The organism is Streptomyces aurantiaciflavus, from assembly GCF_049808595.1.
In the GTDB taxonomy this organism is placed as follows: domain Bacteria; phylum Actinomycetota; class Actinomycetes; order Streptomycetales; family Streptomycetaceae; genus Streptomyces.
This window is the reverse complement of sequence record NZ_JBNCAQ010000043.1, coordinates 22,259-34,984: the sequence shown is the minus strand read 5'-3', so window position 1 is coordinate 34,984 and position 12,726 is coordinate 22,259. Positions and strand designations below refer to the sequence as shown.

Annotated in this window: 10 protein-coding genes; 6 read left to right on the top strand and 4 right to left on the bottom strand. The window is 70.4% G+C overall.

The features are described 5' to 3' along the window. Positions 1-26: 26 nt before the first annotated feature. Positions 27-581, bottom strand: coding sequence for a methylated-DNA--[protein]-cysteine S-methyltransferase (locus ACPT94_RS36325; protein WP_360341951.1), 555 nt, complete (start codon positions 579-581; stop codon positions 27-29). A 72-nt stretch (positions 582-653) separates the two neighbouring features. Continuing rightward, on the bottom strand, positions 654-1,526 hold the full coding sequence (locus ACPT94_RS36320) for a glycerophosphodiester phosphodiesterase (RefSeq protein WP_360341948.1): 873 nt from the start codon (positions 1,524-1,526) through the stop codon (positions 654-656). Between the two features lie 273 nt (positions 1,527-1,799). Here ACPT94_RS36320 and ACPT94_RS36315 point away from each other — a divergent pair, with 273 nt between their 5' ends. The 6 genes from ACPT94_RS36315 to ACPT94_RS36290 all read left to right on the top strand — a co-directional run bounded on the left by ACPT94_RS36315 (position 1,800) and on the right by ACPT94_RS36290 (position 10,209). Then, positions 1,800-2,663, top strand: coding sequence for an MHYT domain-containing protein (locus ACPT94_RS36315; protein WP_360341945.1), 864 nt, complete (start codon positions 1,800-1,802; stop codon positions 2,661-2,663). 40 nt (positions 2,664-2,703) lie between these two features. Continuing rightward, a complete protein-coding gene (gene uvrB / locus ACPT94_RS36310) occupies positions 2,704-4,860 on the top strand; it encodes an excinuclease ABC subunit UvrB (protein ID WP_360341942.1) in 2,157 nt (718 codons plus the stop codon). Between the two features lie 153 nt (positions 4,861-5,013). Further along, entirely contained in the window at positions 5,014-5,592 is a 579-nt protein-coding gene (locus ACPT94_RS36305) for a TerD family protein (RefSeq protein ID WP_306953298.1), read from the top strand. Positions 5,593-5,654: 62 nt separating this feature from the next. After that, positions 5,655-7,694 (top strand): TerD family protein, encoded by a 2,040-nt coding sequence (locus tag ACPT94_RS36300; RefSeq protein WP_360341938.1) that lies wholly within the window; start codon positions 5,655-5,657, stop codon positions 7,692-7,694. 289 nt (positions 7,695-7,983) lie between these two features. Beyond that, positions 7,984-8,985 carry a TerC family protein gene (locus ACPT94_RS36295; protein ID WP_425247808.1) on the top strand — a complete coding sequence of 334 codons (1,002 nt, stop codon included), beginning with the start codon at positions 7,984-7,986 and terminating at the stop codon, positions 8,983-8,985. Between the two features lie 123 nt (positions 8,986-9,108). Next, positions 9,109-10,209, top strand: coding sequence for a calcium:cation antiporter (locus ACPT94_RS36290; protein WP_360341932.1), 1,101 nt, complete (start codon positions 9,109-9,111; stop codon positions 10,207-10,209). A gap of 38 nt (positions 10,210-10,247) precedes the next feature. Here ACPT94_RS36290 and ACPT94_RS36285 read toward each other — a convergent pair whose 3' ends face one another. Beyond that, positions 10,248-11,552 (bottom strand): MFS transporter, encoded by a 1,305-nt coding sequence (locus tag ACPT94_RS36285; RefSeq protein WP_360341929.1) that lies wholly within the window; start codon positions 11,550-11,552, stop codon positions 10,248-10,250. Positions 11,553-11,612: 60 nt separating this feature from the next. Beyond that, positions 11,613-12,659, bottom strand: coding sequence for a S66 family peptidase (locus ACPT94_RS36280; RefSeq protein ID WP_425247807.1), 1,047 nt, complete (start codon positions 12,657-12,659; stop codon positions 11,613-11,615). Positions 12,660-12,726: the final 67 nt, after the last annotated feature.

Here is a 12,726-nt window from a genome sequence, read left to right as displayed (position 1 = left end):
ACAGCGGCTCGGACGAGCGGCGCGGCTCAGAACAGCGGCTCGGGCAGTACCCCTTCCAGAGCGAGCAGCCGGCGCTTGGTCTCCAGACCGCCCCCGAAGCCGCCGATCCCCCCGTCGCTCTCCACGACCCGATGGCAGGGCACGACCACCGGCAGGGGATTGGCGCCCATCGCCGTCCCCACCGCCTGCGCGGCCCCCGGCTGTCCCACCCGCCTGGCCAGATCGCCGTAACCGACGACCGCCCCGTACGGGACGCCGGAGGCGAGCTCGCGCAGGACCTGCCGGTTGAAGCCGGAGATCAGCGACCAGTCCAGGGGCAGCTCGAAGTCCCGTCGCTCACCGGCGAAGTACGCCTCGACCTGGCGTATCGCCTCGGCCAGCAGCGGGGAGCCGGGCGCCTCCACCGGCTCGGCGCCCAGGCGCTCCGCGAGGCGGCCGAGCACCTTGTCGCGCACCGCGTCGGTGGCGTGGAACACGACGTTGACCAGGCCCTCTCGGGTCGCGGCCAGCAGCAGCGGACCGATGTCGGTGCCGACGACGGTCCACACGACCTGCTGCTCGTACTGCCCATGGCTGTCCATGCGCCCACCGTACGGCCTGCCACTGACAACGCCCCGGACAGCGGTGGTCACGGGCCCGGAGGCGGTCGTACCTCAGGGCTGGAACAAGGCCCGCCGCACCACGTCCGGCCGGTTGGTGATGACGCCGTCGACGCCGTACCCGGCCACGGTGCGGGCGACGGAGGCGTGGTCGACGGTCCAGACGAAGACCTCCAGCGGCCTTCCGTGCGGCCCCGTCACCGCGTGCACCGCTGACACGTACTCCCGGGAAAGGGACGTGTACGAGGGGTTGATCAGGTCGGCGAAGCGCGCGTACCCCGGCAGGTCCGTCACGGGCGGCTTGCCCAGCAGCCCGGTCGTGACCGCCGGCTTCAGATCGTGGACGGTCCGCAGACTGTCGGCGCTGAAGGTCTGGACGATCAGCCGGCCGGAGAGATGCTGCCGGTCGAGCCAGCCCTCGTTGCCGAGGGCCTTGAGGGTCTGCTGCTCGATCCCCGGATACAGCTGCGGATTCTTGATCTCCAGAAGCAGCTTCTGATGGTGGTGATCGACACGGCGGACGTACTCCTTCAGCGTCGGCACGCGCGCGCCCGCGTACGCGGAGCCGAACCAGCTCCCCGCGTCGAGCCGCGCGATCTCGGCCGCGGTGAAGTCCTTCACCTTCCACGGAGCACGCCCGGGGAAGACCTTCTCGACATCGGTCGTACGGCTGAGGCTGTCGTCGTGGATCACCACCAGTTCGCCGTCCTTGGTGCGCTGGACGTCGTTCTCCACCCAGCGGGCCCCCAGATCGGCCGCAGCGTCGACGGCCGCCAGGGTGTTCTCGGGGGCCTGCGCGGAAGCGCCCCGGTGGGCGATCACCTCGGGCCGGGCCCCGATGCCGGCGCGGGCGTCGTGGACGGGGGACACAAGGGCGACTGCGCCCAGGAGCGCGGTGGCCGTGACGGCGACTGCACGCGCGTGCATGCGTACTCCTCGCGAAGAGCGATCACGTAGAGCTCCACTGTGACAGCAGACGGTCAACAGCGGGGAAGTGCGGGATGGCCACAGAACGAAAGGAGACGCCTGGGCGCGCACACCGGTGCCGCACATGTGGGGTAAGGGCGTGTTTCTTTGCCGGAAAATCGTTCGACCATTCCGGTGGGGGTCATACTCTCTGCGTCACCCCTGGCCGCTCGCGCCGTCCTGGGAGGGGGCGCGTTTCAGGGATTCAGCAACAGGGCGGAAGGGCAACCGCGCATGCACGGCACGGTCGACGGATTCAGCTACGGACTCGTCACACCGCTGGTGGCCTACCTCATGGCCTGCCTCGGTGGCGCCCTCGGCCTGCGCTGCACCACCAGAGCCCTCCTCGTCGCTCACTCCTGGCGCCCCGGATGGCTCGCCCTCGGCTCGGCGGCGATCGGCTCCGGCATCTGGACCATGCACTTCGTCGCCATGATGGGCTTCACGGTCGCGGGCGCCCCGATCCACTACGACAAACCGACCACCTACGCCAGCCTGGGCGTCGCCATCGTCATGGTGGGCGTCGGGATCTTCATAGTCGGTTACAAGGGCGCCACGGGCACCGCGCTGTTCACCGGGGGCACCATCACCGGCCTGGGCATCGCCTCCATGCACTACCTGGGCATGGCCGGGATGCGCTTCAGCGGCAAACTGCAGTACAACACGCTCACCGTGGCCGTCTCCGTCGCCATAGCCATGGCCGCCGCCACCGCCGCCCTGTGGGCCGCCGGACAGGTCAGGGGCTTCCTGTGGAGCGTGGGCGCCAGCCTCGTCATGGGGCTGGCCGTCTCCGGCATGCACTACACGGGCATGGCCGCCGTGAGCGTCCACCTCCACGCCACCGGCACGCCGTCCTCGGGCGACTCTCCCGCCGGTCTGCTCGCGCCGATGCTGATCGGCCCCCTCGCCTTCCTCTGTCTCGCGGGTGTCGTGGTCCTCTTCGACCCGCTGATGGTCATGGGCAGGCCCGGGACCCCCGTCGAGCACAAGCCCGGCGTCCCCGCCCACCGTCACGCCCCGCACCCCGTCCGCCGGGCACCGCTGCGCACCCGCCGCAACGTGGCCCACCACGAGTCCAGGACCCCGCAGAACCGCTGATCGGACCCGGTTGTCAGTGGCGGGTCGTACGGTGGATGACATGCGGCCCGTTTCCCACATCGAACGCACGGTGGCGCCCTTCGAGGTCGTCAGCCCCTACCAGCCCAGCGGCGACCAGCCGACGGCCATCGCCGAGCTGGCCCAGCGCATCGAGGCCGGTGAGAAGGACGTCGTCCTCCTCGGCGCGACCGGCACCGGCAAGTCCGCCACCACCGCGTGGATGATCGAGAAGCTCCAGCGCCCCACGCTCGTGATGGCGCCGAACAAGACACTGGCCGCCCAGCTGGCGAACGAGTTCCGCGAGCTGCTGCCCAACAACGCGGTCGAGTACTTCGTCTCGTACTACGACTACTACCAGCCCGAGGCGTACGTCCCGCAGTCGGACACCTACATCGAGAAGGACTCCTCGATCAACGAGGAGGTCGAGCGGCTGCGGCACTCGGCGACCAACTCGCTGCTCACCCGTCGCGATGTGGTCGTGGTCGCCTCGGTCTCCTGCATCTACGGCCTCGGCACTCCACAGGAGTACGTGGACCGCATGGTCCCCCTCAAGGTCGGCGACGAGCTCGACCGGGACGAGCTGCTGCGCCGCTTCGTGGACATCCAGTACACGCGCAACGACATGGCGTTCACCCGCGGCACCTTCCGGGTGCGCGGCGACACCATCGAGATCTTCCCGGTCTACGAGGAGCTCGCCGTCCGCATCGAGATGTTCGGCGACGAGATCGAGGCCCTCTCCACCCTCCACCCGCTCACCGGCGAGATCATCAGCGACGACCAGCAGCTCTACGTCTTCCCGGCCTCCCACTACGTCGCCGGCCCCGAGCGTCTGGAGCGGGCCGTCAACGACATCGAGAAGGAACTCGGCGAGCGCCTCGCCGAGCTGGAGAAGCAGGGCAAGCTCCTGGAGGCCCAGCGTCTGCGGATGCGCACGACGTACGACATCGAGATGCTCCGTCAGATCGGATCCTGCTCCGGCGTGGAGAACTACTCGATGCACTTCGACGGCCGCTCGCCCGGCTCTCCGCCGAACACCCTGCTCGACTACTTCCCGGACGACTTCCTGCTCGTGATCGACGAGTCCCACGTCACCGTCCCGCAGATCGGCGCCATGTACGAGGGGGACGCCTCCCGCAAGCGCACCCTCGTCGACCACGGCTTCCGGCTGCCCTCCGCCCTCGACAACCGCCCCCTGAAGTGGGAGGAGTTCCAGGAGCGCATCGGGCAGACCGTCTATCTGTCGGCGACACCCGGCAAGTACGAGCTCTCGCGCGGTGACGGCGTCGTCGAGCAGATCATCCGCCCCACCGGCCTCGTCGACCCCGAGGTCGTCGTCAAGCCCACCGAGGGCCAGATCGACGACCTGGTGCACGAGATCCGCACACGCGTCGAGAAGGACGAACGCGTCCTGGTCACCACACTCACCAAGAAGATGGCCGAGGACCTCACCGACTACTTCCTGGAACTCGGCATCCAGGTGCGCTACCTCCACAGCGACGTCGACACCCTGCGCCGCATCGAGCTGCTGCGTGAGCTGCGCGCCGGCGAGTTCGACGTCCTGGTCGGCATCAACCTCCTGCGGGAGGGCCTCGACCTGCCCGAGGTGTCCCTGGTGGCGATCCTCGACGCCGACAAGGAGGGTTTCCTGCGCTCCGGCACCTCGCTCATCCAGACCATCGGCCGCGCGGCGCGCAATGTCTCCGGTCAGGTCCACATGTACGCCGACAAGATCACCCCGGGTATGGAGCGGGCCATCGAGGAGACCAACCGCCGCCGGGAGAAGCAGATCGCCTACAACAAGGAGCACGGCATCGACCCGCAGCCGCTCCGCAAGAAGATCAACGACATCGTCGCGCAGATCGCTCGCGAGGAGGTCGACACCGAACAGCTGCTGGGCTCGGGCTACCGCGCCAAGAAGGACGGCCGGGGCACCAAGGCCCCGGTGCCCTCCCTCGGCGACAAGGCGGCCAAGGGCGCGAAGCCCGCCAAGACGGCCAAGTCCGCCAGGGCGAAGGCGAAGGAGACGGTCCCGACCGACCGCCCCGCGGCCCAACTCGCCGAGCAGATCGAGGAGATGACGGAGCGCATGCGGGCCGCCGCGGCGGACCTCCAGTTCGAGGTCGCGGCCCGACTCCGCGACGAGGTCGCCGAGATGAAGAAGGAACTGCGCCAGATGAAGGAGGCCGGTCTGGCCTGACGGCCCGGCCGGGCCCGGCCGCCGTACGCACTGTGTTGCAAGAACGACACAAAGTGCGGACCTGGGTACGGCAGTGTCAGTGCCCTTGCGTAGGGTTTTCGTCAACCGCGGGGTCCGCGGCAACAGGGGACAGCTCGAGAGGGGAATCAGCGCGTGACCGTCAACATGACCAAGGGTCAGGCCATCAGTCTGCAGAAGAACGACGGGGGCAGCCTGACCGCGGTGCGCATGGGTCTCGGCTGGCAGGCGGCCCCCCGGCGCGGCCTGTTCGGCTCCCGCACCCGGGAGATCGACCTCGACGCCTCCGCCGTTCTGTTCGCGGACAAGCAGCCGGTCGACGTCGTCTTCTTCCGCCACCTGGTGAGCGACGACGGCTCCGTCCGCCACACCGGTGACAACCTCGTCGGCGGTGTCGGCCAGGGCGGCGACGACGAGGCGATCCTCGTCGACCTGGCCCGCGTCCCGGTCCACATCGACCAGATCGTCTTCACCGTGAACTCCTTCACGGGCCAGACGTTCCAGGAGGTGCAGAACGCGTTCTGCCGCCTGGTCGACGAGACCAACGGCCAGGAGCTCGCGCGTTACACGCTCGCGGGCGGCGGCGCCTACACGGCGCAGATCATGGCCAAGGTGCACCGCGTGGGCGCGGGCTGGAACATGACGGCCCTCGGTACCCCGGCCAACGGCCGCACCTTCCAGGACCTGATGCCCGCGATCCTGCCGGCTCTGTAGGTCCGGCCGGGGGGCGAGCGGCACACGACAACACCACACGCGACACAGGGGGACGACAGGCGATGACGGCCGAGCTGGTGCGGGGGCAGAACCACCCGCTCTCCCAGGCCCGCCTCGAGATCAGGGTCTCGGCCGGCACGCCGATCGTGGCCGGGGCCACGCTCAGCGACGAGAGCGGCAGGATCCCCGGCGCGGAGTGGGTGGCCCACCCGGGCGCACCCACCCTGCCCGGTCTCGAAGTGTCCCGGCAGGCGGCCGCCGACCACCGCCTCGCGGTGGACCTGGACGCCGTCGCGGAGGGCGTGCACCGCGTCAGCATCCTCCTCGCCCTGCCCCCGGGCGTCGGGAGACCGGTCAGCTTCGCCTCGCTCGCCGCCCCCTTCGTCGCGGTCACCGGCCTCGACGGCACCGAGGTCGCCAGCTACACCGTCACCGGCCTGGACGCCGAGTCGGCCGTCATCGCCCTGGAGCTGTACCGGCGCCAGGGCGCCTGGAAGGTCCGTGCGGTCGGCCAGGGCTACGCGGGCGGCCTCTCCGCACTCCTCAGCGACCAGGGCCTGCCGCAGGCACAGCAGCTCGCGGCGGGCATCGACGAGGCCGTGGCCCAGGGACTGGCCCGCGCGGTACCGGCCCCGCCGCCCCGTACGACCGACGGCGACCGCTCACGGCAGGCGGCCGCGTCCACCCTCGGCCCTGACCAGAGCGGCTCCCCCTACGGCGGGCAGGGCCCTCAGAGCACCGGCAGTCCGTACGCGGGCGCCCAGGGCCACAGCGCCCAAACGCCTCAGGGCACCACGGACGCCGGGACGGGGTACCCCGCGGGACCCGCTCCGGCGGACCCCTCGACCACCCAGCCGACCGCACCGACGCCCACCACCGGCGGCCCGATCAACTACAGCCACCCGCGCCGGCGGAACACGCCCCCGCCGCCTCCGCCCACCGCACCCCCGGCCCAGCCGGGGCAGCCCACCCGGCCCGTCGCCGGCGACGCGACCGGCTGGTCCATGGAGGAGCGGCTCTACAACCAGGTCTGGGGCATGTTCGAGGACCTGGCCCGCACCACGGCCGCGTACCGCAGCGCCGTCGACTTCGCCGACACCCGCATGGAGAACGAGCTCGACGAGGTCCTGTCCGACCCGCGCAGCCGGATCGGCGGCCAGGGCGACGCGGCCCGTGAGAGAGCCCGCGCCAAGCACACACAGCTCGTCGACCAGGCCCGGCAGGTCCTGGACCGGGACCTCGCCCAGCTCGCCGCCGAGGCCGACGTCGTCGAGCCGGCACTGCCGCCCGCGTACGCCCGTTGGGACAACCCCGTGTGGCACGCCTACCGCGTCCCCATGGAGATGCCCATGGCCCTGCGGCTGGGCGACCTCCACCTGCCCGAGAGCGACCGGCTGCGCATACCGATGCTGGTCCGCCTCCCGCTCGAGCGCGGCCTGTGGATCGACAGCGGGCGGTCGGGCTCGTCCGACGGCTCGTTCGCCGACTCGCACGACCTGCGGCGCCTCGCCCTGGAGTCGGCGGTGGCGCACATGGCCCGGCTGCTGGCGGTCCATCCGGCGGGCGACTTCACGGTGCACGTCATCGACCCGGCCGGTTCGGGTGCGCAGGCACTGGCGCCGCTGGTGCAGACCGGCGTGCTCGCCGGCCCGCCCGCCGCCGGCGCGGCCGGCGTGGCGGACGTCCTGGGCCGGCTCACCCAGCGCGTGGACCTGGTGCAGATGGCGGTGCGCGGTGGCGCGGCCGACTCGCTCCCGCCCGGCTTCGACACCTCCCAGCAGCTCCTGGTCGTCAACGACTTTCCGCACGGCTTCGACGACCGCGCCGTGACCCAGCTCCGCTACCTCGCGGACGAGGGTCCCGCCGTCGGCGTCCACCTGATGATGGTCGCCGACCGCGAGGACGCCGCCGGTTACGGTCCGTTGCTGGATCCGCTGTGGCGTGGGCTGATGCGCCTGACGCCGGTCCCCGACGACCACCTCGCCGACCCCTGGGTCGGACATGCCTGGACGTACGAACCGGCGCTCGTGCCGCCCGGCAGCCAGGTGCTCCAGCATGTCCTCGCCCAGGTCGCCACGGCCCGCCGTTCCTGGCGTCCGTGACGCGCGACCACGGCTTCACCAAGCAGATGTAAAGCGTCTTTGACCAGCGCTTTTGATCTTTCTTTTGCCAAGCGCTTTACCAATCCTTGGTGATTGGGGTACTGTCTTTCGTACGGAGGGGAGTACTCCCTGTCTGTGCGGCGTACCCGTCAATACGGATCAGGCCAGATCCCGGGGCGTCGGCCCGTGTGGTTCCGCGCGTGCACTGCGCATCGGGACCCGGGGTGGAAGAGACCTCCGGCAGCGCGACGACGCTGATTACCTGCCGTTACGTACTGCCGGAGGCGCAGTGGATGTTTCGATGACCCTGTGGGTCCTGACCATCGTGGGCCTGAGTGCCCTCATCGCGGTCGACTTCTTCATCGGCCGCAAGCCGCACGACGTGTCGATCAAGGAAGCCGGCATCTGGACCGTCGTCTGGATCGCCTTGGCCGGACTCTTCGGACTGGGCCTGCTGCTCTTCGGCGGCGGACAGCCCGCCGGCGAGTTCTTCGCGGGCTTCATCACCGAGAAGTCGCTCAGTGTCGACAACCTCTTCGTCTTCGTCCTGATCATGACGAAGTTCGCGGTCCCGTCGCAGTACCAGCAGCGGGTCCTGCTCATCGGTGTCCTCATAGCCCTGGTCCTGCGGGCGGTCTTCATCGCCGCGGGCGCCGCCGTCCTCGCCAGCTTCTCGTGGGTGTTCTACCTCTTCGGAGCCTTCCTGATCTGGACCGCCTGGAAGCTCATCCAGGAGGCCCGGGCCGACGAGGAGGACGAGGAGTACGAGGAGAACAAGCTGCTCAAGGCCGCCGAGCGCAAGTTCGGTGTCGCCGACCGCTACCACGGCACAAAGCTGTGGATCGAGCAGAACGGCAAGCGGGTCATGACCCCGATGCTGGTCGTGATGCTGGCGATCGGTACCACCGACGTCCTCTTCGCCGTCGACTCGATCCCCGCCATCTTCGGCCTGACGCAGGACCCGTACATCGTCTTCACGGCCAACGCGTTCGCGCTGATGGGCCTCAGGCAGCTGTACTTCCTCATCGGTGGCCTGCTGAAGAAGCTGGTGCACCTGAGCTACGGCCTGTCGATCATCCTCGGCTTCATCGGAGTGAAGCTGCTGCTGCACGCGCTCCACGAGTCCGGGGTCCACGTCCCCGAGATCAGCATCCCGGTCTCGCTCGGCGTCATCTGCTCGGTCCTTGTCATCACCACGATCACCAGCCTGCGCGCCTCCCGGAAGCAGGCGGCGGCCGAGGAGACGCGGACGGAGAGCGAAGGCGCTTCGAAGGACAGCATCGACGTCTGACCACGGGCGACGTGGGAACAACCATCACCGGGAGCGGTGCTCGGCCATGCCGACCACCGCTCCCGGTGGCTCGTCGGGACCGGCCGGAATGCGAAGCGTGTGCCACTCTGGGAGGATCGCTGCATGATCGCTCGGCTCAGGTCGCTCACCAACCGGTGGACGTCCCTGGTACCGGCGCTCGCGGTCGTCCTGCTGGCCCTGACCTGGGGCCGTGATCTGCCCGGAGTGGTCGTCGCAGTGGTGACCGTGGTCCTCGCCGGAGCCGTCCTGGCCGCGGTCCACCATGCGGAGGTCGTCGCGCACCGGGTCGGTGAACCCTTCGGCTCCCTGGTGCTCGCGGTCGCCGTGACGATCATCGAGGTCGCCCTGATCGTCACGCTGATGGTGGACGGCGGCGCCAAGAGCTCGACACTCGCCAGGGACACCGTCTTCGCCGCCGTGATGATCACCTGCAACGGCGTCGTCGGCCTGTGCCTCCTCGTCGCCTCGCTGCGCCACGGCACGGCGATCTTCAACCCGGAGGGCACCGGCGCGGCCCTGGCGACCGTCGCGACCCTGGCCACGCTCAGCCTCGTCCTGCCGACCTTCACCACCAGCAAGCCGGGGCCGGAGTTCTCCAGTTTCCAGCTCACCTTCGCCGCACTGTCCTCGCTGATCCTCTACGGCCTGTTCGTGGCGACCCAGACCGTCCGGCACCGCGACTACTTCCTGCCGATCACCCGGCAGGGCGAAGTGATCACCGCTGACGACCATGCCCACGCGCCGTCCTCCCGGACGGCGCTGCTCAGCCTCGGGCTGCTCGCCCTGGCCCTGATCGGCGTGGTGGGCCTCGCCAAGGGCGTCTCACCCACGATCGAGTCCGGAGTGGAGGCCGCCGGCCTGCACCACGCCGTCGTCGGTGTCGTCATCGCGCTGCTCGTGCTGCTGCCCGAGACCATCGCGGCGCTCCGCTCCGCCCGCCGCGACCGGGTGCAGACCAGCCTCAACCTCGCGCTGGGCTCAGCGATGGCCAGCATCGGCCTGACCATTCCCGCCGTCGCGCTGGCCTCCGTCTGGCTCTCCGGCCCGCTCGTCCTCGGCCTGGGCGCCACCCACATGGTGCTGCTCGCGCTGACCGTCGTGGTGAGTTCCCTGACGGTGGTGCCGGGAAGGGCCACGCCCCTCCAGGGCGGGGTGCACCTGGTGGTGTTCGCGGCATACCTGGAGCTGGCGATCAACCCGTAGCGATCGCGCGACCGCTCCCGCGAGCGTGTACGCCGGTCTCAGCCCGCAGCCGCTTCCGGCGCGACCACCGGTGCCGGACGTGTCTCCGGCAGCAGGGCGAAACACCCGAGGCTGAGCAGCGCGATGCCGGTCAGGTAAGCACCCACGCCCCACGGCACACGCCCTCCGTGCTCCGCGAGGGCGGTCGCCGCGATGGGCGTGAGCGCGCCCCCGAGGACACCGCCGAGGTTGTAACCCACCGCCGCGCCCGTGCAGCGCACGCGCGGCTCGTACAGCTCCGGCAAGTACGCCGCGATCACGGCGAACATCGTGATGAACGCGATCATCGCCCCCAGGAATCCCAGGAACATCGGCAGCGGCTCGCCGGTGGCCAGGAGCGCGACCATCGGGAACATCCACAAGGCGGCGGCCGCGCACCCGGCGAGGCACATCGGCCGCCGGCCGAAACGGTCACCGAGCGCGGCCGCCAAGGGCGTCAGAGCCCCCTTCACCACCACCGCGGCCATGATGCAGGCCAGCATCACGGTACGGCTCACCCCGAGCCGCTCCGTCGCGTACGCGAGGGACCATGTCGTCACGGCGTAGAAGATCGCGTACCCGACGGCGAGCCCGCCGGCGGTCAGCAGGACGAGCCGCCAGTGGGAGCGCACGACCTCGGCGAGCGGCACGCGCGCGTGGTCGTCGATCTCCAGGAACCGCGGGCTCTCCGGGAGCGAGGACCTGAGCCACAGCCCGAGCACGGCCAGCACGCCGGCCGCCCAGAACGGCACCCGCCATCCCCACTGCGTGAACTGCGCCTCGGTCAGCGTCACCGACAGCGCCAGCACCACCCCGTTGGCGAGCACGAACCCCACCGCGGGCCCGACCTGCGGGAAGCTCGACCACAGCCCACGTCGCTCGGCGGGCGCGTGCTCCGCGGTCAGCAGGACGGCGCCGCCCCACTCCCCGCCCAGCCCCAGCCCCTGCAGGAAACGCAGGACGAGCAGCAGCAGGGGAGCGGTCACCCCGATCGAGTCGTACGCGGGCACGCATCCCACCGCGACCGTCGCGCCGCCGGTGAGCAGCAGGGAGACGACGAGGACCGGCCGGCGTCCGTGCCGGTCCCCGATGTGCCCGAAGAGCACCGACCCGAGGGGCCGCGCCACGAAGCCCACGCCGAAGGTCGCGAAGGCGGCGAGCGTCCCCGCCAGCGGCGAGAACGTCGGGAAGAACAGCGGGCCCAGGATCAGCGCGGCCGCGGTCCCGTAGACGAAGAAGTCGTAGAACTCGATGGCCGTCCCGGCGAGCGAGGCGGCCGCGAGCCGCGGCATGGAGGGTGTCCTCACGGTGTGTACGTCGTGCATGCCGCGTCAACCACCCACGGTGACCGCGGGTTACGGGGCGCGTGGGGGCGGTCGGCCCCGTCAGTACGTGACGGTGATGCGCCGGGCGGGCCCGTCGACGCGCACGACGCTGCCGTAAGGGATCACCAGTTGTGGATCGGTGTGCCCGAAGTCCACGTCGAAGACGATCGTCGTGTCGGGAGCGTAGGTCCGCATGGCGCGCAGGACGGCCTCGCGCTGCTCGGTGGCGTAACGAGCAGCTTCCTCCGGGCCGTTGGGACGCTCGAAGGACCACGTCTTCGCCCGGCCCATCAGCAGCGCCGAGAAGCGCCGGAGCAGCCCGCGCTCGCCCATGTTGCGCAGGGTGCGGAAGACCTCCGTGCCGCTCGGCAGCTCCTCCGACGTCTCCAGGATCAGCACCCCGCCGTCGAATGCCGAGAGGTCGCGCGGGATCTCCCGGTCGGCCATCAGCAGCCAGCCGAGGATCTCCAGACAGCCGCCCCAACTCCGGCCCTCCACCACCCGGTCGGGGTTCACCCAGGTCCACCCGGTGCCGGGCCGCGTCTCCGGCTCAGCGTCGAAGGTCGCCGGGTCCGCCCAGTCGCGGTCGACGTCGTTCCAGCGGTCGGCGGGCCTCAGCTCGTACTCGCCCGGGGTGAACAGCGCCGCCCGCAGCGACTCCGCCGTCAGCTCGTTCATCGCGACGGGGCGGCCCAACGCGGTCATCACGGTCGCGCCGTGGTAGCCGACGATCCCGGTGTTGTGCAGGAACATGAGCAGGTTCGTGTTGTCGCTCATCCCGAAGAACGGCTTCGGGTTCGCCCGGATCAACTCCCGGTCCAGCAGCGGCAGCACGGTGATCTGGTCGTCGCCGCCGATCGACGCGATGACCGCCTTGATGTCGGGGTCGGCGAAGGCCGCGTGGATGTCGTCGGCCCGCTCCTGCGGCGTCGAGCCCATCTTGCGAGTCGTCGGATACTCGACCGGTTCGAGCTCGTAGTCCTCGCGCAGCCGCTTCAGGCCCAGTTCGAAGGGGCGCGGGAAGAGCCCGGGCAGGCCCGCTCCGGGCGAGATGACGGCGACACGGTCGCCGGGGGAGGGCTTGGGAGGGTACGAGATCTTGGTCATGCCGGGAGGGTAGGGCGCGGGGCGTGACCCGTGCACCGTGATAAACCGGGGTCCGAGCAGCGGTCGT